Below are 21816 nucleotides of genomic sequence, written 5' to 3'. Positions count from 1 at the left end.
TCCCGGAGGAATCATGTCCATCAACCCGGAGATCTCATGTCCGCCTACCCGGACCAAACTGTCCGCCCACCCGGACTTTTCCACGTCCGCTGGCACCTCACACACCTTGATCGAGAACGTGGTGTGCGGATGTTTGATGACGTAGGTCGGGATATCGCGGCGATCAAGCTGCCGCGGTGGGGCCGTGTGGTGCCGGACGAGGGCACCGTGCAGTGGCTGCTGGTCGACGACGATGGGCAGCCAGTCGAGCCGGTTCGGCGGTTCCTGGTCGACAACGGACGCCAGCCTCCAAGCCGCCGCCAGGAAGCTGGTCAGCTTGGACCGGACGCGCGACCGTCAAGTCAGCCAACCAGTCAGTCTCGGCATGCCGATCATCACGACGAAGTAGGGCGGCGGGTGTTGCGCAGCGCGCGGCACCCGCTAGCTCGGCGCCGCATCCGCACGGCGTCGATACCATGGGGAAATGGAGATCCCGGACGGCTGGGGGGCGCGGTTCGCACGGATGTTCGCGGTGATCGAGCAGTGGCAGGCGCGCATCGAGCAGGAACCGTTGACCCCGTCGGCGGGCAGCAGCCTCGCCGCAGACGACACCACGTTCCCGTCGCTGCCGGCGTCCTCGGCCGCCTACAACGGGCTCGTCGCGGCGATTGAGCACCTCGACTTCTTCCGCGCGGCGTTGACCGCTACGCGCACGCTCTATCCGGTGGCCTACTACACCGTTCTCCGATCGGCGTTGATGGGCTCGGCCCAGGCCGTCTGGGTTCTCGCCCCTCGACAGCGATCGACGCGCGTCGAGAACGCCTTGCGGATCGCGGTCGACAGCTACAACCAGGAACGCAAGCTGATCAACGACATCACCAATCTCACTGCCGAGCAGCAGGTCATCGCCGACCGGAACCTCGCGACGCTCAGCACCCGGCTCAGCGCCGCCGCTGCGGCGGCGGACGCGCTCGGCGTGAACGGGGCGACGGTCGCCAACTGGACGCTGAACATGACGACGGTGATCAAAGAGGCCATCGCCCTCGCGTTCCCGGAGAACACCGCAGATTCCGGCCGTGTTCGGGAAAGCAGCGGCATGCTCTGGCGCTCGCAAAGCGGCCACGCCCACGGCACGCCCTACAGCCGGCTGTCGCTGATTCGCGACGGCGATCTCGTCCGCAGACCCGACGGCACCGCCTACGCGCGCTCGACCAGCCCGATCGAACACATCGGACTCGCCGCCGCCGCACCAACACTCCTCGTCAGCGAAGCCTGGCGGCTCTACGACCTGCGCTGCAAAGCCTGAACACCCCACGGCCGCCCGCAGCGTATCCAGCCGCGCGGGCGGCGCGTCGAGCATGATCGGTTCTATGCCCGAGGACGATGGCGCGCTGCAGGTGATGCTCGGCGGCGTGCTGGGCTGCCGGGTGTTTCCGCTGGGCAGCGCCCGGGGGCGGTTCCATAATCGGCATTTCCGTGCCGAAGCCCCCACCGGCAGGCCGGTGTTCGTGAAGCTCTTCGACGACCGCGGGTACTGGCGGCGCGCGGTCGCCGCCGATGCCCTGGCCCGCGACGTGCTGAGGACGCCGCGGGTACTCGAGTACGGCGAGCTCGCCGCGCAGCAGCGCTGGTGGGTGGCCTACGACTGGGTCGACCTCGACCCGCAGGCCCGGCTCACCCCGGCCCTGGTGGCACAGGTCGGCGAGATGGTCGGGCAGCTGCACACCCTGCCCGTCCCCGCCGGGCTCACCCGCCACGACGTTGACGCCGAGATCCTCGCGCGCGCCGACGCCCTCGAACCAGCCGATCCTGGTGCGGCGGACCGGATCCGCGCGCTCCGTGCCCGCTGGGGACCGGCCGCCATCGAGGGGGAATCGGTGATCCACGGCGATCTGCACCGAGGCAACATCGGCGTCTCCCACGCCGGAGAGCCGATCGTGTTCGACCTGGAGAACGTGCGGCGGGCGCACCCGCTGCTGGACTTCGCGAAGCTCGCCGATCTCGACCAGCTCGCCGACCCGGGCGAGCGGGACGCCTTCCACCGCGGCTACCAGCGCCACGCCACCCCGGTATGGCCGTGGCCGGTCGAGGCGATGCGCGTGATCCGGCTCTGGGCCACTGCCGGCGTCCTGGTGTACTCCCACGCCCGCCGCCTGCCCAACTTCGCAGGCCACGGCTACCGGCGCCTGGCCGAACTCGAGGGCCTCTGACGAGAGCTTCGTGCAACCACCCCCGGCCCATTTGTGGGCCGGTCCCTACTCGATCCAGTAGGCACAGGACTTGTGCACGTAACCAAGCTCCAGCCTGACCCATTGATCCAGTGCCGGCAGGCCACACACCGCGATGTTCTCGCCTCGCACCGTGCCGCAGTACGCCACCCACCTTTGACCAGGCTCCATCACACTGACCACCGCCGACTTCGTGGTCGCTTCCTTGCGCACATTGATGTGCGGCGACTTGGCCGTGACGTTGCACGGCGGAAGGGCCGAAGACCCGGCCGTTGCCGGTACCGCCGCGACCGCCGTTGACGGCACCACGAAAGACAAGACAGACGCGACAACCATGCCAACGAATACGTTTCGCCTGTTCAACCTGCTCACATTCCTTCGCTAGGGAGAGAGTGCTGCCGGTGAAGCAAGTGCGGACATTAACTTCGTTGGCCGGGACCGGTCCCGGAGAGACACCGCTCTGGGCCAGCGCACCGAGGGACTACGACGGTGGGCGGCAGGTCGGCGATGGCATCGATCATCGCGGTGTTGCGTGCGTTCCGGGTACTGGGGCAGCCATCTGGTGCTGCCGCGGCCTGAATCGCCGGCACCGTTTCGGCACCTGACTCGCCGCGCAGGGCCGGAGCATCGGAACCAACCAGCTCCAACCCCCCGTGGCAGGATGTCACGGTGCGCGACACGTCCGACACACACGATGACTGGCCGGGGGCGTTGGCCACCCTGACCCGTGTCCTCGAGACGATGCCGCCGGACGACATCACGCAGGTACTGGCCACCGCCTGGGAAGGACTGCTCGCGGCCCGCTGGTGCGGGCTTGCCGCCGCTGCCGACCCGCGCTGGAAAGCCCGCCAGGGCAACGCCGAGACCTGCGAGTACGACCTCGCCACCCAGTTCAGTTACTCCCTCGCCCTGGCCGATCGCACGCTGACCCTTCCGGCACCGGATGCCACCGTCGCTCCGCTGCAGGGGGAGGCGGCCGACGCCGCAGTCGCCGCGATCATCGGGTACACCACGGTCACCAACCCGTTGTTGCTCGCCGCGGGCAACCACCATGGCCGCTGGGAAGACCAGCGCGCCTGCCTGCACAGCGCCAGGCTCATGACCAGCCTCGGCGAATGCTGGGAAGGCCACCACCCCTGCTACCGCCGCTGACCCACAGAGCGAGAACAGGTCCCCGGCGCTCGCCGATGCGGCGACCGCCGGGGGACACCCCAGTGCCCACGGCGAGCATCATCCTGCCCGGGATCAGGCGCGCCCCGGCCGGGCAGGAGCCGACGTCCGGCGACGGCCAACACCGGCTGGTCACCGGTCATTCCTGCCGACGATGCCGGGTGCTGCATAGGTGGCGGCGATCTGGTCCTCGGCCGCCGTGGGTCGATCCGCGATGGTCCGCAGCTGCTCGGCCAGGGCGGCGACCTCGACGGCCATGGCGGCCGGGTAGGGCAGGTCGGCGGCGGGACGGACGGCCTCGGCGAGCTGGTCAGCGAACCGGGTGATGACCTTGGGGCCGGGCAGCAGGCGTTCGGAGCGTTCCCGGATCCGCCGGGGTGTGTTCCAGTCCGGCAGCGCCGCGGCGTCGATCTGCTTGGCGAGTTCGACGAGCCGTTCGGACAGGGCGTCGAGCTCGTCCGGGGCGAGCGGGTTGATCCTGCCGATGCGCGCGAACTCCTCCTGCGGGGCCCCGGCCTTGGTGAGGCGGGCGTGTTCCAGGGTCAGGAAGGCCTGCCGGGCCAGTGGCTGGAGCTGGCGGACCAGCTCGACGCAGAGGTCGAGGAGGTGGTTGCGGGCGTAGTCGCGGTCGTCGAGCAGGGTCGGATCCACCTGCACGGCGGCGGAGACGATCCGGGCGGCCTGGCGAACGCGGGTCCGTGCCCGGTCCAGCACCGCCTCCCCGGCCGGGAGTGTGTCCGCGACCTTCTCCAGCTGTGTCACCGTGGCGAGCGTGATCAAGGGGACTCCTCGTTTCGTGGCAGCAGGTCCGGGCGCGCGGGGCACGCTCAGCCGGGGGAGGACACGTAGGTCCACTCGATGCGGGTGATGAGGTCGTCGGGCTGGATTCCTTGCGCGGTAACGAAGAAGTGCTGGATGAACTCGTCGCGGGACATTCCGGGGAAGCCTTCGAGCGCGACCTCGTCGTCGGTGATCGCGGCCAGCGGTTCCCGTCGCACGTCGACCACGTCGACGTCGGTGATGCGGACCAGCGGCTCGCCGGGTTTGCGGCCCATCACCTTGCGGCACAACGTGATCCGCTCCCCAGGGCGCAAGAACAACCAGCCTTTCCGGCGGGTCACCGTCTTCACACGGGCATGCACCGAGGCTTCGGTGTAAGCGACAGACATCAAGCGCGGCATCGGATCCTCCCGGTCCGTACGTGCTCGGTCAGTACGTGTTTGACTGCAGCAGCGCGTCCGCGCTGGTGGCCTTCGGGCCGTAGATCGCGGTGTGCCATTCGATGGTCAGCCGCTGGTAGGCGGCGAACGCGGCGGTGTCGAGATCAACGGGCCGGGTGTCACCGGCGGCGTCGATCCGGGCCAGCAGCACCGCGGTGTCGGCGGCCGGGGACGTGCCCGTACCGTCCGCGACCGGCACCGCCTGGCCCGCTTCGTCGAGCAGCCGCCGCGGCCGGTGCTCGCGCGCCGGGGTGTCGGCGATCGCGAGCCCGAGGATCCGCACGACGGTCCGCCACGCGCCCAGCGACACGTCGCCGTCCTGGTCCTCGTCGGCCTCGCGCCAGGTGTCGACGAACTCGCGCACCTCCCGCAACGCGGGCAACGACTCCGTCCCTGATGTGGTTTCGGCCTGCTCGAGGACCGCGGCCGCGTCGAGGAGCAGCCGCAGCTGCTCACGCGGCAGCGTCGTGACGTAGACGGGCATGTGCCCGACACCGTCGTGCCGCAGATCGATCCCCGTGTCGGTGTCGGGGCCGGTGTCGCCGATGTGCCGGTGGCTGAAGTGCGGCTGGTGGAGCACCGCGGCGTCGAGCGCGGACTCCAGGTCGGCGGCGACCAGCTGCTCGGGCAGCCGCCACGGCTCGCCCTCGTCCACGGGCAGCGGGTCGTTCGCGTGCTGGAGCGCCCCGGCGAACTCGATCGCTGCGGCGAGCCGCAGCTCGGGGTGGTCGGGGATCAGGATCCGGACCTCGTCCTGGCCGGTCATCAGCGCGCTCCGAGCGCGGTCTGGGCGGCGTGCAGCAGCATCGCGCAATGTTCGAGGCCCATGCTGGCCCAGCGGAACCGGTCCTGCGCCAGGGCGAGCGCGAAGTCGAGCACCGCGAGCTCGCTCGTCGACGCCCGCAGGCCGTCGTCGAGCATGTCCTGCGCCACCGGCCAGGAGATGACCACCATCTCCTCGTAGTCGATCCGTTTCACCGCGCGCGCCCGGAAGTCCTCGTGGCGCAGCCAGCGGTCGTGTTCGATCAGCAGCTCTACCGCCGCCCGCACACCGGGCGAGTGGGTTGCGCTCCATCGGCGCAGCTCGTCGTGCAGGTCTTCGAGCGGCAGCGCCGTCGCGTCGGTCGTCATCGGAATGGCCTTTCGCTGGTGGGTAGAGGGGTCAGGCGCTGGAGGAGTCATCGTGGTCGTCGATGGTGTGGCCGAGCTGGTTGGCCAGCGCGGTCGGCTCGTCGAGGCGGGGCGCGATCCCACTGATGGGCCGGAATCCGGCGCTGTCCCGGGTGACCAGGTCACCGCGGATCTGGCGGAGTTGGTCGGCGAGGTGCATCGCGGTGGTGACGCCGGCGTCGTGCCGATCCTTCATCCGCTGCTCGCGCGGGACGTTCTGGTCCCAGGCGACCTGGTCGGAGTACAGCGTCGGATCGTCGGCCAGGCGCATCGCACCGTCGGCGAGTTGCTCCAGCAGCTGCTCGAACTGGTACAGCACCGCCTTGACGTTGCCGATGATCGCGCCGACGGTGCTGCCCTGGTCCAGGGGCGCGCGGCGTTGGGTGGCGTTGTTGAGGTAGCGGCCGGTCCGGGCCATCAGCACCGCGGCGTCGATCACGGTGTCCCGACTGTGCGGGCCGTCGTAGGGGAACAGCACCTGGACCACGTCGTCGAAGTCGTCGAAGTGCGGCCGCAGCCGGTCCAGCACGGCCAGGGCCGTTCGCGGGTTGCGGTGGTACGGATCGTCGGCGGGGTCGGGCAGGTGGCGCTGCAGGGCGGCGTGGAGGTCACCGGGCAGGCCGCTGTCGTTGTCGCTCATGGGTTTTTTGCTCCAGAGAACGGTCGGGGTGGTGGTCGTTGTCGGTGGAGGCTGGTCTCCCGGTCTTCCGTGGTCTGGGTTCCGGGAGACCAGCCAGGTAGGCGCCACCAGCCGTCAGCGGCCTGCGCGCGCCCGCCCGTCGGAGCGGGTCGCCTGCCGCGAGCGTTCGGCAGCGGCCCGCCGCCGCTCGGCGGCGGCCTGCTCACGCTCTTCTTCACGCATGTTGCGCCGGACCTGTTCGGCGATGTCGTCGTTCACGATCTCCTCCTTGTTTTTCTGATGGGGAACTACTTATTCGTCGTACGCCAGGGCCTCGCCGGACAGGGACGTGGTGAGGGCGAGCGCGAGCGCGGTGAGGGCGTGGGTGATGTGCAGGTGCGCGGCCGCGTCGGGTTGCCCGGTCAGGTGCGGGCTCTCGCCGTGCACGGTCACCGGTTTGCCGCCGCCGTTGTCCAGCGTGAGCGTGATGGTCTCCTGGTTGGGCAGGGCCAGGGTCAGGGTGGCGGCGGTGATGATCGGCTCGGCGAGGTCCAGGCCGGTGCTCGCGGTGTTGTCGGTGTACTGGACGAGCCGCTCGGCCGGGATCTCGGCGGCCATGAGCTTGTGCACGGACCTGGTCACGTATTCGCCGCGAGCGGCGAGGTCGTCCAGCGCGGCGATCCGGTCGTCTTGGTCGGTCGAGGGAGCATCGGTGAGCAGTTCGCTGATTCGCTGTAGCGCGATCGCCGCCATCCACGCGGCGTTGGTCAGCGGACTGGGGTTCTCGGTGAGCATCGAGGGGCCGACCCGGGCGAAGAGCAGGTCCGCGATCGCGGCGACGGTGTCCGCCCGCAACGGCTCGTAGCGCGGCACGTCGACCGCGGCGGCACGATCGGCCACGTCGATGCCGGCGGATTTGAGATCGGCGTAGACGATGTCGCGGGAGATGTCGGCGAGCCGGGCGAGTTCGGCGACGTTGCGGTTGCCGGTGTACCAGGCCAGCGCGAGCAACTCGGCGCGGTCGGTGGGCAGGCGGTCGCGGTTGCGGGCCCACGCGCGCAGCGCACCCAGCGCCGTGGTTCGTGCCGCTTCGGGGTCGTAGCTCGACGTGCTCACGCCTCGTCCACGTCTCGCTCGTAGGTTCCCGCGGCGAAGTCGCCTTCGAGATGCAGCACGGTGTCCTTGTTCCCGATGCGGCCGGAGAGGTTGGCTTCGGCGGCGGTGTCGATGCCGATCACGATCTGATCGCCGGTCAGACTGCCGTCGGGACGGTCCAGCGTTTCGATGACGACCAGCCGCTCATCGGGCACGGCCAGCGGCACCTCGTCGGGCACACCCAGGGCTCGGACGAGATCGCGGACAGCCCGCGGCCGCGCGGCCGGCTCGTACTCGTAGTTCTCGTAGCGCGTCATGCCCCCAGCATATGTCGAATGACTCGACAATGTCGAGTCATTCGACACTTTCACCCGTCTGGCGGCGTCATGTTCATAGAAGTATCGATAACCTGTGTTATAGATACGGATACAGCACTCGCCCCGGAAGCCCGAAATGACCGGATGTTCAGAGGCGTCATCGGGTGTCAGTGGGACGCGGCTTCGCAGGAAGGAAAGCGCGATGAGCGGCACCTGGTTCCCGACGGTCGGAGAGAAGGTCGTGTACCCCACCGAAGAGTTGTGGGCGACCGGGACCGTGGCCGAGATCGAGCCCAACTGGCCGCAGTGGCGACTCAAGGAAGTACCGGGCTGGTGGGAGCTTCACGAGCTCCTGCCAGAGGGCTCGTTGTGATCACTATTCACCACCACGAACCGAAGGAGCAGCGATGACGACACAGCAGAAGATCATGACCCAGCAGACCACCTGCCAGCACCAGCACGACATCGAACTGCTCGTCCAGCTCAGCCTCTCCCGGCGCCACGCCAGCACCGCCAGCGTGGTGGTGTCGAAGAGGCTCGCCGACGAGAAGATGGCCGCCTGCAAGGCCGAATGCGGCGACGCCTCGCCCTACCGCGACGTCGAACTGCACCCGATCTCCCGCAAGGACGCCGTCGCGCTGGTCAAGCGGAGCCACTACGGCTACCTCGACGCCGTGGTCGACGAGTTCGCCGACATAGGCCGGGCCCTGCGCGCGGGAATCCGCCGCATCCTGCGGCGCTCCGCTGCTACTGACACTGAAGTGACGCATCCGCGATGACATCTCACGACGCCCTGAACGAGCTCCCGGTAGACCGCTGACCGAAGGGAAGACCATGGACAACACCCGAACAGGCGTCCACGTGGCCCTGCGGCTGCCTGGATGGGACACGCTCGCCGAACACGACCGGGGACTGCTCGTCGGGTTCATCCGCACCGTCGAGATCGAGGGCCGCGAGTACGTCTGCGAGAACTTCCCTCCCGCCTTCGCCGCGGGCAGCCCGCTGCACAACGTCGATCCCGCGCTGGCGCTGGAGACCTACTGGGACGACTACGAAGCCTTGCCGCTCACCGAGTTCTGGCGCCTCTACGAGCTAACAACGGGGCGGTGAACGAGATGGCGCGCATCATCGTCCCCGTCGCCGCAATCACCGCCTGGCTCGTCAACGCCGACGTCGCCCCGGCCAACGCGGCGGCGGCTGCGGTCGAGCTCGCAGAGTGCTGGGCCGACGGCGATCTCGATTACCAGACCGCGCGGGACGTGCTCGGCGATCACCTCACCGACGACGAACCCCGCCCGAAGCTGCTGGCCGACGACCTGGCCGCGCACTTCGGCATCACCTTGAAGGACTGACCATGCGCCGACGCCTGCAGCAGCTCGTCGCGAACACCGTCGCCCAGAGCTGACCGCGAGATTCCCCGGCACCACCCCGCCCCTGTCGAGCACCACGCCGCATACCCGGAGATGAGGGATTTCGATGTTCAAGCTCTGGCCGCGCCGCCGCGCCGCCCAACCCGTGCCCCGCAACTTCTACGACTTCTCCACTCCGCTGCCCTTCGGCCCGTACTCCTCCGTGAGCGTCTACACCGGCGACGCGGCCACGACCGGGGACTGGCAGTTCGTCGCCTTTCGCGAATTCACCGACCCGGACGAGGCCATCCTGTACCAGGCGGCGTGGCAGAAACACGCCCCTGCCCTGGACGTCCGCCTCCATCACGACTGCAGCAGCTCGACCGAACCCTGCTACCAGGGCTCCTACCGCGACGCCGACGGATCCTGGCAGGACGGGCAGCCAGAGGAGATCACCGCGCTGATGATCGAGCTGGCGCCGCCGAGCGCCGAGCAACTCGCCGCCCAGCACGCGCTCGAGGCCGAGCGGGCACGGCAGGCGCGTGCCGCGTGGGAGGCACGCCAGCCCAAGCAGGTCGTCGTGGCTGAAGCGGGCGATGATTGTCCGATCGCGCATCACCCGCACTTCCTCAAGGCGACCCAGATCGTCCACTACGGCGGCGTGCGCGAAGCGGCGCGCTTCCACTTCTCGGACTTCGACGGCTACGAGCCCGAGCCGGTCGTGCCCACGTCCCGTGCGCTCGCCGACCTCGACCAGGAGCGCGCCGAGCTGGTCCGCCGCGAGTTCACCGTCGCCCGCCGCCTGTGGCAGCAGGCGGCCTACCGCCGCAAGGCGACCCGGGTGCTGCGGGACGCCGCGGACGCCTGGCCCGCGGTCGCCGACGCGTTCGACCGGATCGAGAAGGCCTGGTCCGACCTCGACCACCCGCCGCACGGCTGGGAAGTCGCGGTCAAACAGCTCCTCGACGCCCACGACCACGCCAAGCCCGTCGTGCGCGACTGGGAATACGTCCACGCCCGCGCGCTCACCACCGTCGGCGCCGAGCTGCCCGAGCATGGCGACCTCACCCTGGATGAGCTGCGGATCCAGCTCGCCGACGAACTGGGTATCACCGGCGCCAAGAACTGGCACATCGGCTACGCCGAGGACCCCACCGCCGAACGGCGTTTCGTCGAGATCATCGACGGGGCGGGCGCCCGGCTCGACGAGCTCGTCCAGTCCCAGCGCACCCGGCTCACCGAGATCACCACAGCGGCAGGCCGGACCATCTCGTGACCACCACAGCCCAGGACTCCACAGTGGACATCACCGAGCAGGACCGGCTCGCCGAAGCCGTCGACAGCATGGTGTGGTGGCTGCAGTGCGCCGTCGAGCCGATCGACCCGGACCTGGTCGTCTCCGACCGGTACCGCTACTTCACCGATGACGAGCTCGAACTCGGTAAGCGGGTCGCCGACGACCTGCTGGACGAGTTCGTCTGCACCGGCGCCGTCGGTGTCCGCATCATGCTCGAGCGGCGGCTCGCCACCCGACCCGTCACCGCCCCGGCCGTGGACGCGGTCGTCGACGAGCCTGCCGCCGACCCGCTGCCGGTCGGGCCGGGCCGCACGGTGTGGTCGATCCCGGCCTACGCGCCCTACGTCCTGCCCGGCCCGGTGCTCGACGAGGTGCTCGCCTGGATGGACGCCAACGGTGTCGTTGACGACGACGTCGACGTCAGCGCGACACATGAGGTGCGCGTCGACGAGCACGACGGCGGCCTCCGCACGATCGCCTACCACCGCGGGAAACAGCCCCGCCGCTACGAGACCCCGGACCTGACCCTGACCCCGGCCCGGGTGCTGCTGCGCACCGAACCCCCCGTTCTTCCGTCCATCCCGGACCTCACCGACCTCGGCGAGGTGATCGAGCAGCACCCGGTCACCACCGCGCACTTCAACACGCCGCTGCCGATCGGCTCGCAGATCTGCACCACCTGCACCGCTGCGGCCGGACCATCGGAGCCGGTGGTGTACCCGTGCCCCGCGCTGGTCGCCGCCGCGGCGGCGGCCGGAGCCGAGGTCTACCCCGACGACGACCAGCTCGACGCGGTGGAGCGGGCAGCGTGACCGCGTTGCGCCCGCCGGTGGGCTACTACGGCGCGAAGGTCCGGCTCGCGCGCCGGATCGGCGGCATGCTGCCGCCGCACCGCGTGTTCGTCGAAACCCACGCCGGGTCGGCCGCCGTGCTCTTCGCGAAGACACCCAGCCCGGTGGAGGTCATCAACGATCTCGACGGCGAGGTCACCCACTTCTTCACCGTGCTGCGTACCCGCGGGCCCGAACTCGCCCGCGCCTGCCAGCTCACCCCGTACTCCCGAGCGGAGTACGAGGCCTGCGCCGAGCGGCCCGCCACGCTCGATCCCGTCGAACGGGCACGCCGCTGGTGGGTGCGGTGCAACCAGTCCTTCAACAAGGCCAGCGCCGCCGGACGCGCCGGGTGGGCCTCCTCCGCGGCGCCGAAATCGAACCCGGCGCCGGATTTCGCGGCCCGCGCAGACGAACTCGCGGTAGCCGCGGCACGCTTGCGCACCGTGCTGATCGAGAACCGGCCCGCCACCGACATCATCACCAAGTACGGCGTGCACGACGCCGTGCTCTACGTCGACCCGCCCTACCTCGAGCAGACCCGGCTCGGCCGGGACCGCTCACGCGGCCGCGACTACACCTTCGACACCGCCGGCGAAGCCGAGCACCGCGACCTCGCCGCCGCCCTGCACGCCACGAACGCGACCGTCCTGCTCTCGGGCTATCCCAGCGATCTCTACGACGAGCTCTTCGGCGACTGGCACCAGATCGCACTCACCCTGCCCCGGCCGTCGGGCAATCACGCACCCGCGCGAGCCCGGCACGCGGTCGAGGTCCTGTGGTCCAACCGCCCGATCGGCGACCAGCTCGACCTGCTCACCGATCCCGCGTGTGACGAAACCCCCGGCACCGCCGCCGAAACCGTCTCGTGTGAGGAAACCTCGCTTCCGGTCGCACCGGTGTGCCGGATCTGCGGGACCGCGATCGGACGGGCGTCGACGGGACGGCCCCGGGCCTACTGCTCGCGGTCCTGCCAGCAGCGCGCGTACCGCGCACGCCGCGGCGGCGACTCGTCCCGGGTGCCGGCATGACCGGCGACCTGGTGCTCGCCGAGCACGACCCGGCACCGCCGTGGGCGCTCCCGGCCGTGACGGCCGCAGCGGAGTGGCTGCACACCGCCTACACCGCGGCCAACACGAAAACGAGCTACGCCACCGCGCTGGGCATCCCGCGAGCCATGCAAGCGCTCTGGCGCGGCGACCCCAGCGAGCACCACAACGTGCGCCTGGTCCCCGACCCGTGCGCGTTCTTCCCGTGGTGCGCCCGGCACGGGATCGACCCCTACGCCGAGGTCGACCGCAAGGTCCTGCGCCGCTGGATCACCGAGCAAGACGCGTCCGGAATCGCCCGGACCACGATCAAGGCCCGGCTGGGCGCGGTGTCGGCGTGGTACCGCGAGCAGCGCCACCAGCGGCGCACCACCATCGAGGTGCCCGCCGCGCTGCCCCGTGAGGAACGCCGAAACCTGCACGTCTCCACACCTGCGCCGAAGCGACCGCGGGTGGCGTGGAGCCTGCCGCAGGTGAAAGCGCTGCGGTTCGCGGCCGCGCACTACCCGGGCGCGCTTCGGCTGCGGTACCAGATGATCGTGGACTTCCTCGCCACCACCGGGATTCGCGCTGAGGAGCTGTGCGCGCTCGACCGCGGCGACATCTACCGCACCGGCCCGGACGGTGACCCCGCCGTCCTGATCGACGGCAAGGGCGACAAGGAACGCTGGGGCAGGATCAGCCCGACGCTGCTCGCGCTTATCGACGCCTACCTCGCTGAACGCGATCAAGCCGAGTCCTCGCGCGGCGTCGCGGTGCGGGGGCAGGTGTCGGCGAAGCCCGCCGATCAGCCACTGCTGACCACCAAAACCGGTGCACGGCTGGAAACCCAGGAGATCGTCAAAGCGCTGAAGTACCTGTGCCGGTTCCTGCAGCGGGCCGCGGACCGGCTGCCCCGGCCCGCCCGCGCGCACGCCACGCAGCTGGCCGGCATCGTCGACACCATCCGCCCGCACCAAGCGAGGCGCTTTTACGCCCGGGTCGCCGAAGACCACGGCGTCCCCGTGCGGCAGATCAGCATCGACCTCGGCCACTCCTCGATCTCGGTAACTCAGGCCTACCTCGACGACGGCAAGAACCTCGCCAGCTCCGCCGGACTGCTTATCGCAGACCTGCTCACTGCCGGAGAGCGCAGTACCGAACCGGGTCCACATCTGAGTTCGGCGAAAAGGATCTAACGTCCAGGCCCTGCCCGGGAACAGTACGCGACCACCCGCATCAGTACCAGCACTTGACCGCGCCGGAAGAGCCCCGTCCGGTGTCGCTGAGCTGTTGGGGGTGAATCGCATCCGGCGGCCGTGCGGTGCTTGGCTGTGGCGCGTTAGCGTCGGGGTGTCCAGGGGGCATGCTGCGCCTGTCGAGGGTGGACACGAACGAGAGGTTTTCGTTTTTATGAAGCGCAGATTTGTGCGCGGCTTCATGCTGCGCGGATTATCTCTTTCCATGATTGGTGCGACGGTGTCGGTTCCCGCACAGGCGGCGGGTTCTGCGGATACGGGGAGGTCGTCCTTGTCGTTGACCGGAAGCCCGCGTTCGAGCAGGACGACCTTCGCGGTGCTCTCGATCAGTTCCTTGGCGCTGCCGCTGGCGAGCGCGGGATCGCTGATGATGGCGCGCTGGATGCGGTCGAGTTGTTCCTGGATGGCGGAGGGGCTGTGAGCGAAGCCATCGATTTCAGCAGGCGTACCCGCCCGTTGTCCGCTGGCGGGGTGATCAGCCCTGTGGAGTCGCAGGAATTGGCCGTCTAGGCGTCCCGCCCCATCGCGACGGGTCGGTATCCACGCACGTCACGAATCTTGATTTCGTCCGCGCCTGTTCGTACTCGGCACAGGATGTCGGCGCGGCCGTTCTTGGCGAAGTCGCAAAGCCAGTCGACTTCGTCGGCCTCCCAGACCGCCACCAGTTCATCACCTGCGTCGACCTCGGCTGGAAGCGTGATGTCCGACGCTTCACGTGCGAGCACGAGCGGCATCCGTGTGCCGTCGGGAAGTGTCACGTCTGTTTCGTGGGACAGCTCAAGACGGATCGCGTGCACGCGGGCAGCGAGGCGACCACAGTTGGACACGACTACCGCAAGCCCGGGTTGGGCGGTACTTCGAGTGTCCAGCGGTCGAGCTTCGACCAGCGCCACATGAACCCGTGGACCGGAACTGCGCCACGCGGTGATTTGCCAGATCAGCGACCCTATTGATACCACTAGCGCCAGGCAGGCCACGACCACTGTCATGACCTTGGACAATAGCCTCCGCCGAAAGGCCTTCAGTCCACAGCTTCGATGGAAGCCAGCAGCCGCAGCGTGATCCCGTTGACGGTGGTCCAGTCACCGGCGTGATACCGACAGCCGCATCGGCGCCACGGGCGGGGAAGCAGCCTCCACAGGTGGTAGCGCCAGCGCTGCTCGCGCACCGGCATGCAGTAGCGGGGGCGATAGGGCCGTGCCAAGGGAAGGTCCGCGACCGGTGTGGGTCGATCATGGCCACCCCGCCAGCGCACGCTCACCCGACACGCCACCCAGCCCCCTTCCGGCGGCGCCGTGCCCCGTGCGGCACCCGGCCGGGCCGATCGAGCCCCGGAACGCAAAAAGGCCCCGCCCAAGAATGAACTGGGCAGGGCCTTTCCACTTGCACGCAAGGAGATCTGATGGAGTCACGTCGCCGATGACGGCGAACCCCGGCCCCGGGTGCCGGGTGTGAGCGGCGGTCAGGTGGTGAACTTCTGGGTGGTGTCCGGCGGGGTACACCGCGTCGGTTCGGTGCCGGCGGGCACCAGTTGGTGGCTGGCGTCGAGGAACGTGGCCAGCTCGTCGACGTCGATGGCGAACCGGGCTGTGCCGGTGTCGCTGGTGACGTCGAGGAGCATGCGCGTATCCGGGGCGCCGCGGCGGAAGGCGCGTTCGAAGTGGACGTCGCCGTCTCCGGCGGCATCGAGCACCAGTGCTTCCTCGAGCAGCAGCCGTGCGGCTTCCCAGTCCACCCAGCCGCGGGCGCCGGTGTGGAACCGGATGCGGACGGCGTAGGGGTCATCGGGGGTGTAGCTGAAGATCGTCCTGACCGGTACCTCGGGTCCGGCGGGCGGGATCAGGTTCACGGTGATGCGGTGGGTGATCGTGTCCGGCACGGCGGTGGTCCTTTCTGGTCATCGGGGTTTCCGGGTTGGTGTGATCGGGCGGTGGGGGGCGTTGAGCTGGGCGGCGCGGTAGGCCGCGCCGCGGGCGCGGATCGCGTGGGCGAGGTCCTGCAGTTCGGCGATGGCCAGCAGGGCGGCGGAGTCGAAGGTGTCGAACAGTTCGGCAGCGCGGGCGTTCGCCGCGGCGGTGATCCTGGAGTCCTCGAAGGCGAGGTACTCGCAGTCGGTGCGGTCCAGCCCGTCGGTGGGCGGATGGGCCAGGGAGTCGTACACCGCGCTCATCGTGTGCTCACCGCCCCGCCTGACTGGTGGTGGTCGAGGACGGTGACGCGGTGCCAGCCGTCCGCGGTCGTGGGCGGCTGGCGGGTGATCGCCTCGTGCATCGCCCGCACGACGGCTTCGGGTACGGCGCGGGTATAGCCGCACGGGCAGCGTCGCTGGGATCGTGTCGCGTTCTGGGCCAGGACCTGTTCCAGCGGGGGCAGCACGATCACGGCATGGGTGGCCGCGTCGTACTCGGCGGCGAGCGCGAGCAGCGCCTGGCGGTCGGTGGCCACCGCGTTGGTGGCGTCCCAGAGCACCCGGCCGCCACGGTCGAGCACCGTTCGTGCCGCGGTGAACGCGATCTCGACCACCAGCGCCCGCAGCCGGGGATCCTGGTTGCTCGAACAGCCGCACCAGGAGAACTGGGCGCGTAGCTCGTCCAGGCTGATCACGATGGCGTCCGGCCAGCGGCTCCTGGCCGAGGTCTTGCCCGCGCCGGCGGGCCCGACCATCGTGATGACTTCGCTTCCCGGGGCCGGGCTGCCGCCCGCGTGTGTATCTGGGGTGGCCGTCATACGGCACCGCTCCTTACCGAATCATCGTTGCCAGACATGAAGAACCCGGGGGTGAGCCTCGATGTGGGCTCGCCCCCGGGTTGATGGGTGAAAGGGTCGAGCGGCTGCTGGATCAGCTCGGCCGCGGTTGGTCGGCCAGCACCGGCACCTCGACGGTGAGGTCGGGGAACTGGTCGTGGATCTCGCCGTCGAGCACCCGGCCGGCGGCCTTCTTCCCGACCCGGCGGATCACCTCGAACCCTCGGTGGCCGGGCGGGGCCGCCGGTGGGCCCTCGATCGGTGGCCCGACGAGACGTTCGCGCGGGTCGATGCGGCCGAGGCCGTAGCCCGCCGGTGCCCAGTCGCCCCACTGCTTGAAGAAGAAGGGCACGGCCGCGTTCTGGCACTGGTCCCGCAGCGATCGGGCCCAGGCCGGGTGCATCGGCCGCGCCTTCATGCCGCCGGACTCGCCTCCGGCGATCACCCAGTCTGGGCGCCGCCGACCGGAATCGGTGGTGAGCCAGGGGCGGAGGTCGAGCTTTTCCAGCAGTGGCTCGCAGGACAGGAACAGTGTCGAGGCGTTGGCGCGCACCAGAACGGGGATGCGTTCGGTGGCGCGCCGGTTGTCCTCGACCGAGACGCCAAGCCACACGTTCTGGGGCCAGGTCGCGCTCCAGGGCACCAGGTCGGCGACGTTGTCCGGGCGTTTGGTCAGCAACTGCCAGATCAACCAGGGCGTCTGGTCGATCAGCGACCACAGCCGGGCCCGCGCGGCGTCCAGTTCGGCGTTCACCTCGGCGACCGGGTGGATCTCGAACACGTCGGCCATCGAAGCGCAGAACACCTTCGCCGGCTGGCGGGCCGCTTCGGCGGCCCGGTTCCACTTCACCGGGTTCCGCCAGTTCGCCTCCGACAGCATCCGCCGCGGCCCTTTCCGGCGCCACAGCTCGTGGCCCCACCGGGTCGCGGTCGCATCGGCGTAGCAGGACCGGCACGCCGGGCTGACTCGGGAACAGCCCCACCACGGGTTGAAGGTGTGGTCGGTCCATTCGATCGTCGTCGCGGTGCTCACGCCCGCCCCCGTTCCACGGTGGCGTGGCTGTCGCGTTGGTGGGCGAGCAGGTCGGTGGTGAACTCGCCTTGGCCGAGCACGTAGGCGCGCAGGTCGATGTCGTGCCGCAGCCGGGGCGCGTGTCCGAGGGCCGCGGCGCCGGCCGCCACGAGCGCGACCCGGGTGGCCGCGTCCGAACCTTTCTTCGTGGCAGGGGACTGGTAGGCCAGGTAGGCGGCCTGGACCCATGCGCGCAGCGCGGCGGGCTGGTCACCGTGCTCGGCGCGCTCGGCCATGGCGGTCAGCGCGGTGATCGCGCCCGTGCGCAGCCGGATCCGGTCTTCCTCGGTGGCGGTGACCGCGTAGATCGGGTCGCCGCCGGTCTCGACCTGGTGCACGCCGCGCTCGCCGAGACGGCTGCGCAGCAGTTCCCCGATCCGGGCCGCGGCCGCGCCGCGCGCGAGCCGGTTGCCGGTCACGGTGCGCCCGTCGGGCAGGGTCACCTCGTTGTAGAGCACCTCGGCGTCCGGGGCCTCGGTGTCGAAACGCTGCCGCGCCCGCGTGCCGTAGTGGGCGAGCACGTCGTGGGCGGGAGTGACCGCGCCGCCGTGGAACACCTGCCGCACCGGGTCCCACACGGCCCCGTCGCACTTGCGCCCGGACGGGCCGAGGCGGTCGAAGTTGGCGGTGTCGTCGGTGATGGGCCTGCGGTAGTGGTCTGCGTCGGCGGCCACGCCGCGCGGATCCTGGTGGTCGCACGCGTGCCGGTAGCGCCACAGGGTGGCATCGCGCAGCACCATACTCATCGCGCCGGTCCGCTCGGCGCGGTCGCGGGTGCGGGCGAGGTAGTCGGCCAGCCACGCCGCGAGATCGCGGGCGGCGTCGGCCTGGTGTGCGGCGAACTCGTAGATCGCCGCCAGGCGGGCGGGGTCGTTGGTGCGTATCGCCGCGCCCGGTACGGGGAAGGTAGCGGAGGTGATCGGCGGAACCGCCGGTGCGGGTGCCGGTGCGGCGTGGGGATCGGTCATGATGCGAGTGGCTCCTCAGTGGACGGTGCTGGGGTGTGCCGGGCGTGCGGCGGGCTGTCATCCGTGGGTGGGTCTGACCGCGGCGCGCCCGGGAATACGAGGAGGCCCCCGCCGGGCATGGCGGGGGCCTTCTTGGTGCTCGCGCGAGAAGCGCGGATCCCGGGGACAGGGTTTGATCAGCTCGACGACCTCGCGTGGTCGTCGATCCAGACCTGGTCGTCCTGGTAGTAGGCCTGGTCAGGCTCGTCGCGGTGGACGAGCAGCAGCGGGATCGCGTGGGTGATCCACGCCGGATCGATCGGTTCGTTGATCAGCGCGAGGGCGCCGACGAAGACGAATACCGGACGGTCGGACCCGGTGGCCTCGCAGGGCAGGGTCATCGCGACACAGTCGGTGAAGGTGTGCTTCGGTTTGCCCTCGCCGCCTGGATAGGCCCCGGTGATAGACCAGTACGTCTCGCACTCGGCGGCCTCCCAAGGGCGGACCATCAGCATCTGGTTTCGTTCGTGCTTCAGGCTGGCGAACACAGCGCCACACTCCTTAGTGGACAGTGTTTGTGGATGGTGACGGGGTAGGCGCGGTCAGCTCCGGATCGCTTTCGGCGGCGACGCGGCCCGGACGCGCCGGAGCGCGCCTCCGGGCAGGGCACTGGTGAGGGGGTGAGAGCGCCAGATGAGGGTCAGCTCGAAACCGGCGCGTGGGTGCGCCGGTTCGCGGTGGCGATCGTGTCGAGCTGGCGCATCACGAACTCGTGTTTCGCGAGAGCGCCGCAGGCCGCGAACTCCGGTTCGAGCCGCGCGAGGTTCGCCCGGTGCCGCGCGAGCTCGGCTCCGGTGAACGGGCAGTGCAGGTCGGCTGACGGAACGGCGGGGGCGATGGTGTTGTCCGGGATGACATCACCGTGCCGGTGCAGGTGCGCCCGCGCGAACGGGCTGTACATCTCCTCGCCGTCCTCGGGGTCGTGGCCGCGCATGGTGCCGAAGATGCAGGAGCCGTGATCGATCGGGCGGACCGTGCCGCCGTCGACGAGGAAGTTGCCGTCGTTGCGGTCGAGGTTGTTGGACAGGAAGTCCAGCAGTCCGATCTCGCGGCCGTGGCGCAGCCGGGTCAGGCGCTCGAGCTCGGCGAGTTCACCGGCGGCGCCACCGATGTTCTCGGCACGCGCGCACCGCTGAGTGCCGGTGTCGCCGTCGAGGAAGCGGGCGAGCGTGGTGTTCTCGTCCAGCCGTGCCACGGCGACCCGGTCGATGCCGAGCGCGGTGGCGACCAGGCCGCCGAGGTAGTCGTTCTCGACCTCGTCGGGGTCTTCGGCCTCATCGGGGTTGACCCGTTTCAGGACCGCGGCCGTGCCATCGGCCAGCCGCCCCAGGGTCACCGATGTCGCGTGGATACCGCCGTGCAGCGCGCGCCACGGGGTGAAGCCATCGTGGTAGGCCTGCCGCAGTGCCCGTGCCGCGGCCACCGCGCCCGGTGCGCCGTCGTAGTCGGTGTGGTCAGTGTGGGGACGCTGGGCGGGTTCCGGTGCCGCGGCGGCGGGCTCACGGTAGAACGCGGTGAGCTGGGCACGCTCGGGCTGCGCGGCCAGCTGCTCGGCCGCGCCGGTCTGGCCGTGGAACAGCGCGGCCATGACGAGCATCCCATCCTCCAGTGAGGCCACTGCCTCCGTCGCGGTCCTCAGCACCTGGTCGAGTTGGCGTGCGCTCGCGGACAACGACGTGAGCCGCTCGTGCGCCGAGTCCAGGATCCTGGCTACCGCGCCACCGGTAAACCCCAGGCCGGCCAGCACCGTACGGGCGGTCTCGACCAGCATGGCGATGCCGGGAATGTCTTCGGTGTGCTGGCGGACCTGCGCGTCGGCCTCGGACAGCGAGCTACGCACGCGGGCGCAGTAGGCGGCGGCGCGGGTGAAGAAGTCGATCGCGGCGGGCAGATCGGTGATCTCGCCGGAGTGCCGCGGATCGCTGGTGATCATCGAGGCTCCTTCGCGGGGTACACGATCTCGGCGGGGCTGGAACTGCCGGTGGCGGCGAGCGTGGAGCTCCCCCCCACCGGCAATGGGTTTTCAGCGGATCGTTCGGGACGGGCACACGGCCTGTCCGTCCTCCTCGCCCTCTTCGTAGCGCTCGGCCCAGTCCCGGACCGAGCGTGCGATCGCCTCGCGCGCGAGGGCGGTCTCCGGCGAGGCCTCGCCGGAGACGAGGCAGACTTCGTGCTCGGTCTCTCCGATGTGGACGGTGACGCGGATCATCGGTTCTCTCCGTTCGTTGTCGTGCGGATCCGTTTTCCCGGCTGGCCGGGACGGCCGTAGGCGTTCTGCCGGGCGCGGTGGTTCGCGTAGTCCCGGTTCGCCCGGGAGCACACCGGGCAGCGGCACCGCTCGTGGACGTATTTGGCGCGGCCATGCGGCCGGTTCGTCGTCGCCGGCATCAGCGCCCGCCCACCGCAGGCCGCGGGCCGGTGCCGAGGTGCCGCAGCCAGAGCTCGAACAAACTGCTGATGTAGCCGACGATGCGCTCCTCCGAGCCAGGCAGAAGCCCGAGCAGCGGGTCCGGCACATCGACGCCCGCAGCGACCAGCTGACCCCGCAGGATCTCCATCCGCGCCGTCGCGCGAGCCTCCCGCGCTTCACCGCGCCGATGCTTCTGGAACACCGTGATGGCGGCCGCGCGGCCGCCGAGATCGGGCCTGATCCGAGCCTGCTGCTCATAGATGTCCGCGACCTTCTCCAGCAGCGCGGCACGTTTCGCGGGCTCGGTGGTGCCATGCACCATGCTCCTGGTGATCTTGCTTTCCTCCTGGTCGAGTTCGTCCATCGCCGCGACAGCGGCCGCGCGCTGTTCAGCGGTGATACGACTGCGAGCCGAGTGCGGCGAGGTGCTGGGTGAACGCATGACGTGACTCCATTTTCGAATCGGTGATGTGGAGGCGGGTTGCGGTAGCGAGTCAGCTGGCTTTGCTGCTGCTGGTCTGGGCGAGCACGGATTCGGCGAGCGCGCGGATGTGGTTGAGCCCGGACGCGGCCGGTTCCACCGAGTCCGCGCGGGGTTGTCGGGGGTGTGGCCCGGACTTGTGAGGTGTGAGAGCGCCAGATGAGGGTCAGCTCGAAGCTGGCCTGCGGGTGCGCCGGTTCGCGGTGGTGTGGGCGATGCGGGCTACCGCGGGTGGGTGTTGAGGTAGTCGGCGACACCGTTGCCGACCCGGCCGGCGTGGCGGCAGGCTTTCGCCGCGGCGGCGCGCGCGGCGACGGTGTTCGGGCGCACCTGGATCGGGCGGCTGTTCTCGTCGCAGGTGGCGTAGAACTCGACGTCCTCGGTGTCGTCAGTGCTGCTGGTGCTGGTGTCGTGACGGCCGGGGATGGGGGTGGGGCCGGGGGTGTTGAGGTCGCAGGCGGCGGGTGTGGTGACCGTGGCGGCGAGGGTGAGGGCGAGCAGGGCCGGACGGAGGGTGGGCATGCGGTGGCTCTCCGATCA

The 21816-nt window shown here is 70.0% G+C and carries 33 protein-coding genes; 12 read left to right on the top strand and 21 right to left on the bottom strand.

Annotated elements, in window-relative coordinates; translation table 11 throughout:
* Positions 1-463: 463 nt before the first annotated feature.
* The gene (locus ABD256_RS35290) at positions 464-1285 is read left to right on the top strand and encodes a hypothetical protein (protein WP_344429120.1); all 822 of its coding nucleotides are present in this window, start codon (positions 464-466) and stop codon (positions 1283-1285) included.
* Between the two features lie 64 nt (positions 1286-1349).
* Positions 1350-2189 carry a phosphotransferase enzyme family protein gene (locus ABD256_RS35285; protein ID WP_344429118.1) on the top strand — a complete coding sequence of 280 codons (840 nt, stop codon included), beginning with the start codon at positions 1350-1352 and terminating at the stop codon, positions 2187-2189.
* A gap of 45 nt (positions 2190-2234) precedes the next feature.
* On the opposite strand, the gene ABD256_RS35280 is transcribed toward ABD256_RS35285, so the two are convergent.
* The gene (locus ABD256_RS35280; protein WP_344429116.1) at positions 2235-2579 is read right to left on the bottom strand and encodes a hypothetical protein; all 345 of its coding nucleotides are present in this window, start codon (positions 2577-2579) and stop codon (positions 2235-2237) included.
* Between the two features lie 297 nt (positions 2580-2876).
* Between ABD256_RS35280 and ABD256_RS35275 the strand changes: the two genes are divergently transcribed.
* Complete coding sequence (locus ABD256_RS35275) at positions 2877-3359, top strand: hypothetical protein (protein WP_344429114.1); 483 nt, start codon at positions 2877-2879, stop codon at positions 3357-3359.
* A gap of 150 nt (positions 3360-3509) precedes the next feature.
* Here ABD256_RS35275 and ABD256_RS35270 read toward each other — a convergent pair whose 3' ends face one another.
* The 8 genes from ABD256_RS35270 to ABD256_RS35235 all read right to left on the bottom strand — a co-directional run bounded on the left by ABD256_RS35270 (position 3510) and on the right by ABD256_RS35235 (position 7798).
* Positions 3510-4139: a hypothetical protein gene (locus ABD256_RS35270; protein WP_344429112.1), complete on the bottom strand. Its 630-nt coding sequence runs from the start codon at positions 4137-4139 to the stop codon at positions 3510-3512.
* Positions 4140-4204: 65 nt separating this feature from the next.
* Positions 4205-4546 carry an ASCH domain-containing protein gene (locus ABD256_RS35265; protein ID WP_344429110.1) on the bottom strand — a complete coding sequence of 114 codons (342 nt, stop codon included), beginning with the start codon at positions 4544-4546 and terminating at the stop codon, positions 4205-4207.
* A 40-nt stretch (positions 4547-4586) separates the two neighbouring features.
* Positions 4587-5363 (bottom strand): hypothetical protein, encoded by a 777-nt coding sequence (locus tag ABD256_RS35260; RefSeq protein ID WP_344429109.1) that lies wholly within the window; start codon positions 5361-5363, stop codon positions 4587-4589.
* The gene (locus ABD256_RS35255) at positions 5363-5728 is read right to left on the bottom strand and encodes a hypothetical protein (RefSeq protein WP_344429107.1); all 366 of its coding nucleotides are present in this window, start codon (positions 5726-5728) and stop codon (positions 5363-5365) included. Before ABD256_RS35255 ends, ABD256_RS35260 begins: the two co-directional genes overlap by 1 nt.
* Positions 5729-5759: 31 nt before the next feature.
* Complete coding sequence (locus tag ABD256_RS35250) at positions 5760-6407, bottom strand: hypothetical protein (RefSeq protein ID WP_344429105.1); 648 nt, start codon at positions 6405-6407, stop codon at positions 5760-5762.
* Between the two features lie 114 nt (positions 6408-6521).
* Positions 6522-6665 carry a hypothetical protein gene (locus ABD256_RS35245; RefSeq protein ID WP_344429103.1) on the bottom strand — a complete coding sequence of 48 codons (144 nt, stop codon included), beginning with the start codon at positions 6663-6665 and terminating at the stop codon, positions 6522-6524.
* Positions 6666-6698: 33 nt separating this feature from the next.
* Positions 6699-7502: a hypothetical protein gene (locus ABD256_RS35240; RefSeq protein ID WP_344429101.1), complete on the bottom strand. Its 804-nt coding sequence runs from the start codon at positions 7500-7502 to the stop codon at positions 6699-6701.
* Positions 7499-7798, bottom strand: a complete 300-nt coding sequence (locus tag ABD256_RS35235) for a hypothetical protein (protein ID WP_344429099.1) — start codon at positions 7796-7798, stop codon at positions 7499-7501. Before ABD256_RS35235 ends, ABD256_RS35240 begins: the two co-directional genes overlap by 4 nt.
* Positions 7799-8000: 202 nt before the next feature.
* On the opposite strand from ABD256_RS35235, the gene ABD256_RS35230 reads away from it, so the two are divergent.
* The 9 genes from ABD256_RS35230 to ABD256_RS35190 all read left to right on the top strand — a co-directional run bounded on the left by ABD256_RS35230 (position 8001) and on the right by ABD256_RS35190 (position 13982).
* Positions 8001-8171 (top strand): hypothetical protein, encoded by a 171-nt coding sequence (locus ABD256_RS35230; protein ID WP_344429097.1) that lies wholly within the window; start codon positions 8001-8003, stop codon positions 8169-8171.
* A gap of 34 nt (positions 8172-8205) precedes the next feature.
* Entirely contained in the window at positions 8206-8577 is a 372-nt protein-coding gene (locus tag ABD256_RS35225; protein WP_344429095.1) for a hypothetical protein, read from the top strand.
* A gap of 55 nt (positions 8578-8632) precedes the next feature.
* Positions 8633-8908 (top strand): hypothetical protein, encoded by a 276-nt coding sequence (locus ABD256_RS35220; protein WP_344429093.1) that lies wholly within the window; start codon positions 8633-8635, stop codon positions 8906-8908.
* Positions 8905-9150 carry a hypothetical protein gene (locus ABD256_RS35215; protein ID WP_344429091.1) on the top strand — a complete coding sequence of 82 codons (246 nt, stop codon included), beginning with the start codon at positions 8905-8907 and terminating at the stop codon, positions 9148-9150. Before ABD256_RS35220 ends, ABD256_RS35215 begins: the two co-directional genes overlap by 4 nt.
* Before the next feature lie 124 nt (positions 9151-9274).
* Positions 9275-10423 carry a hypothetical protein gene (locus ABD256_RS35210; protein WP_344429089.1) on the top strand — a complete coding sequence of 383 codons (1149 nt, stop codon included), beginning with the start codon at positions 9275-9277 and terminating at the stop codon, positions 10421-10423.
* A complete protein-coding gene (locus ABD256_RS35205) occupies positions 10420-11256 on the top strand; it encodes a hypothetical protein (protein ID WP_344429087.1) in 837 nt (278 codons plus the stop codon). The genes ABD256_RS35210 and ABD256_RS35205 overlap by 4 nt, the downstream gene beginning before the upstream one ends.
* Entirely contained in the window at positions 11253-12305 is a 1053-nt protein-coding gene (locus tag ABD256_RS35200) for a DNA adenine methylase (RefSeq protein ID WP_344429085.1), read from the top strand. The genes ABD256_RS35205 and ABD256_RS35200 overlap by 4 nt, the downstream gene beginning before the upstream one ends.
* Positions 12302-13501, top strand: coding sequence for a tyrosine-type recombinase/integrase (locus ABD256_RS35195; RefSeq protein ID WP_344429083.1), 1200 nt, complete (start codon positions 12302-12304; stop codon positions 13499-13501). Before ABD256_RS35200 ends, ABD256_RS35195 begins: the two co-directional genes overlap by 4 nt.
* Positions 13502-13832: 331 nt before the next feature.
* Positions 13833-13982, top strand: a complete 150-nt coding sequence (locus tag ABD256_RS35190) for a hypothetical protein (protein WP_344429081.1) — start codon at positions 13833-13835, stop codon at positions 13980-13982.
* Positions 13983-14067: 85 nt separating this feature from the next.
* Here the strand turns inward: ABD256_RS35190 and ABD256_RS35185 are convergent, their stop codons facing one another.
* The 12 genes from ABD256_RS35185 to ABD256_RS35130 all read right to left on the bottom strand — a co-directional run bounded on the left by ABD256_RS35185 (position 14068) and on the right by ABD256_RS35130 (position 21798).
* Positions 14068-14550, bottom strand: coding sequence for a hypothetical protein (locus ABD256_RS35185; protein WP_344429079.1), 483 nt, complete (start codon positions 14548-14550; stop codon positions 14068-14070).
* 32 nt (positions 14551-14582) lie between these two features.
* Positions 14583-14765, bottom strand: a complete 183-nt coding sequence (locus tag ABD256_RS35180) for a hypothetical protein (protein ID WP_344429077.1) — start codon at positions 14763-14765, stop codon at positions 14583-14585.
* Positions 14766-15023: 258 nt separating this feature from the next.
* Positions 15024-15440 carry an SsgA family sporulation/cell division regulator gene (locus tag ABD256_RS35175; RefSeq protein ID WP_344429075.1) on the bottom strand — a complete coding sequence of 139 codons (417 nt, stop codon included), beginning with the start codon at positions 15438-15440 and terminating at the stop codon, positions 15024-15026.
* Between the two features lie 18 nt (positions 15441-15458).
* Positions 15459-15722, bottom strand: coding sequence for a hypothetical protein (locus ABD256_RS35170; RefSeq protein ID WP_344429073.1), 264 nt, complete (start codon positions 15720-15722; stop codon positions 15459-15461).
* A 5-nt stretch (positions 15723-15727) separates the two neighbouring features.
* Positions 15728-16288: an AAA family ATPase gene (locus ABD256_RS35165; RefSeq protein ID WP_344429071.1), complete on the bottom strand. Its 561-nt coding sequence runs from the start codon at positions 16286-16288 to the stop codon at positions 15728-15730.
* A 112-nt stretch (positions 16289-16400) separates the two neighbouring features.
* Positions 16401-17339 carry a DUF5131 family protein gene (locus ABD256_RS35160; RefSeq protein ID WP_344429069.1) on the bottom strand — a complete coding sequence of 313 codons (939 nt, stop codon included), beginning with the start codon at positions 17337-17339 and terminating at the stop codon, positions 16401-16403.
* Positions 17336-18346, bottom strand: coding sequence for a hypothetical protein (locus ABD256_RS35155; protein WP_344429067.1), 1011 nt, complete (start codon positions 18344-18346; stop codon positions 17336-17338). Before ABD256_RS35155 ends, ABD256_RS35160 begins: the two co-directional genes overlap by 4 nt.
* Before the next feature lie 176 nt (positions 18347-18522).
* The gene (locus tag ABD256_RS35150; RefSeq protein ID WP_344429066.1) at positions 18523-18873 is read right to left on the bottom strand and encodes a hypothetical protein; all 351 of its coding nucleotides are present in this window, start codon (positions 18871-18873) and stop codon (positions 18523-18525) included.
* A 152-nt stretch (positions 18874-19025) separates the two neighbouring features.
* Positions 19026-20318, bottom strand: a complete 1293-nt coding sequence (locus ABD256_RS35145; protein WP_344429064.1) for a hypothetical protein — start codon at positions 20316-20318, stop codon at positions 19026-19028.
* A gap of 90 nt (positions 20319-20408) precedes the next feature.
* Positions 20409-20594, bottom strand: a complete 186-nt coding sequence (locus ABD256_RS35140) for a hypothetical protein (protein ID WP_344429063.1) — start codon at positions 20592-20594, stop codon at positions 20409-20411.
* A 178-nt stretch (positions 20595-20772) separates the two neighbouring features.
* Positions 20773-21237 carry a hypothetical protein gene (locus ABD256_RS35135; protein WP_344429061.1) on the bottom strand — a complete coding sequence of 155 codons (465 nt, stop codon included), beginning with the start codon at positions 21235-21237 and terminating at the stop codon, positions 20773-20775.
* Between the two features lie 261 nt (positions 21238-21498).
* Positions 21499-21798: a hypothetical protein gene (locus ABD256_RS35130; RefSeq protein WP_344429059.1), complete on the bottom strand. Its 300-nt coding sequence runs from the start codon at positions 21796-21798 to the stop codon at positions 21499-21501.
* Positions 21799-21816 lie beyond the last annotated feature (18 nt).

The sequence above is a fragment of the Amycolatopsis minnesotensis genome, from assembly GCF_039529815.1.
Classification (GTDB): Bacteria; Actinomycetota; Actinomycetes; order Mycobacteriales; family Pseudonocardiaceae; genus Amycolatopsis; species Amycolatopsis minnesotensis.
This window is presented reverse-complemented; position numbering and strand designations above follow the sequence as displayed.

Excerpts from the sequence above, each read along its gene's own strand:
- ABD256_RS35290 (WP_344429120.1), top strand. The coding sequence starts at position 464 with ATGGAGATCCCGGACGGCTGGGGGGCGCGGTTCGCACGGATGTTCGCG.
- ABD256_RS35285 (WP_344429118.1), top strand. The coding sequence starts at position 1,350 with ATGCCCGAGGACGATGGCGCGCTGCAGGTGATGCTCGGCGGCGTGCTG.
- ABD256_RS35265 (WP_344429110.1), bottom strand. The coding sequence starts at position 4,546 with ATGTCTGTCGCTTACACCGAAGCCTCGGTGCATGCCCGTGTGAAGACG.
- ABD256_RS35260 (WP_344429109.1), bottom strand. The coding sequence starts at position 5,363 with ATGACCGGCCAGGACGAGGTCCGGATCCTGATCCCCGACCACCCCGAG.
- ABD256_RS35255 (WP_344429107.1), bottom strand. The coding sequence starts at position 5,728 with ATGACGACCGACGCGACGGCGCTGCCGCTCGAAGACCTGCACGACGAG.
- ABD256_RS35250 (WP_344429105.1), bottom strand. The coding sequence starts at position 6,407 with ATGAGCGACAACGACAGCGGCCTGCCCGGTGACCTCCACGCCGCCCTG.
- ABD256_RS35235 (WP_344429099.1), bottom strand. The coding sequence starts at position 7,798 with ATGACGCGCTACGAGAACTACGAGTACGAGCCGGCCGCGCGGCCGCGG.
- ABD256_RS35230 (WP_344429097.1), top strand. The coding sequence starts at position 8,001 with ATGAGCGGCACCTGGTTCCCGACGGTCGGAGAGAAGGTCGTGTACCCC.
- ABD256_RS35225 (WP_344429095.1), top strand. The coding sequence starts at position 8,206 with ATGACGACACAGCAGAAGATCATGACCCAGCAGACCACCTGCCAGCAC.
- ABD256_RS35220 (WP_344429093.1), top strand. The coding sequence starts at position 8,633 with ATGGACAACACCCGAACAGGCGTCCACGTGGCCCTGCGGCTGCCTGGA.
- ABD256_RS35210 (WP_344429089.1), top strand. The coding sequence starts at position 9,275 with ATGTTCAAGCTCTGGCCGCGCCGCCGCGCCGCCCAACCCGTGCCCCGC.
- ABD256_RS35195 (WP_344429083.1), top strand. The coding sequence starts at position 12,302 with ATGACCGGCGACCTGGTGCTCGCCGAGCACGACCCGGCACCGCCGTGG.
- ABD256_RS35185 (WP_344429079.1), bottom strand. The coding sequence starts at position 14,550 with ATGACAGTGGTCGTGGCCTGCCTGGCGCTAGTGGTATCAATAGGGTCG.
- ABD256_RS35165 (WP_344429071.1), bottom strand. The coding sequence starts at position 16,288 with ATGACGGCCACCCCAGATACACACGCGGGCGGCAGCCCGGCCCCGGGA.
- ABD256_RS35155 (WP_344429067.1), bottom strand. The coding sequence starts at position 18,346 with ATGACCGATCCCCACGCCGCACCGGCACCCGCACCGGCGGTTCCGCCG.
- ABD256_RS35145 (WP_344429064.1), bottom strand. The coding sequence starts at position 20,318 with ATGATCACCAGCGATCCGCGGCACTCCGGCGAGATCACCGATCTGCCC.
- ABD256_RS35140 (WP_344429063.1), bottom strand. The coding sequence starts at position 20,594 with ATGATCCGCGTCACCGTCCACATCGGAGAGACCGAGCACGAAGTCTGC.
- ABD256_RS35135 (WP_344429061.1), bottom strand. The coding sequence starts at position 21,237 with ATGCGTTCACCCAGCACCTCGCCGCACTCGGCTCGCAGTCGTATCACC.
- ABD256_RS35130 (WP_344429059.1), bottom strand. The coding sequence starts at position 21,798 with ATGCCCACCCTCCGTCCGGCCCTGCTCGCCCTCACCCTCGCCGCCACG.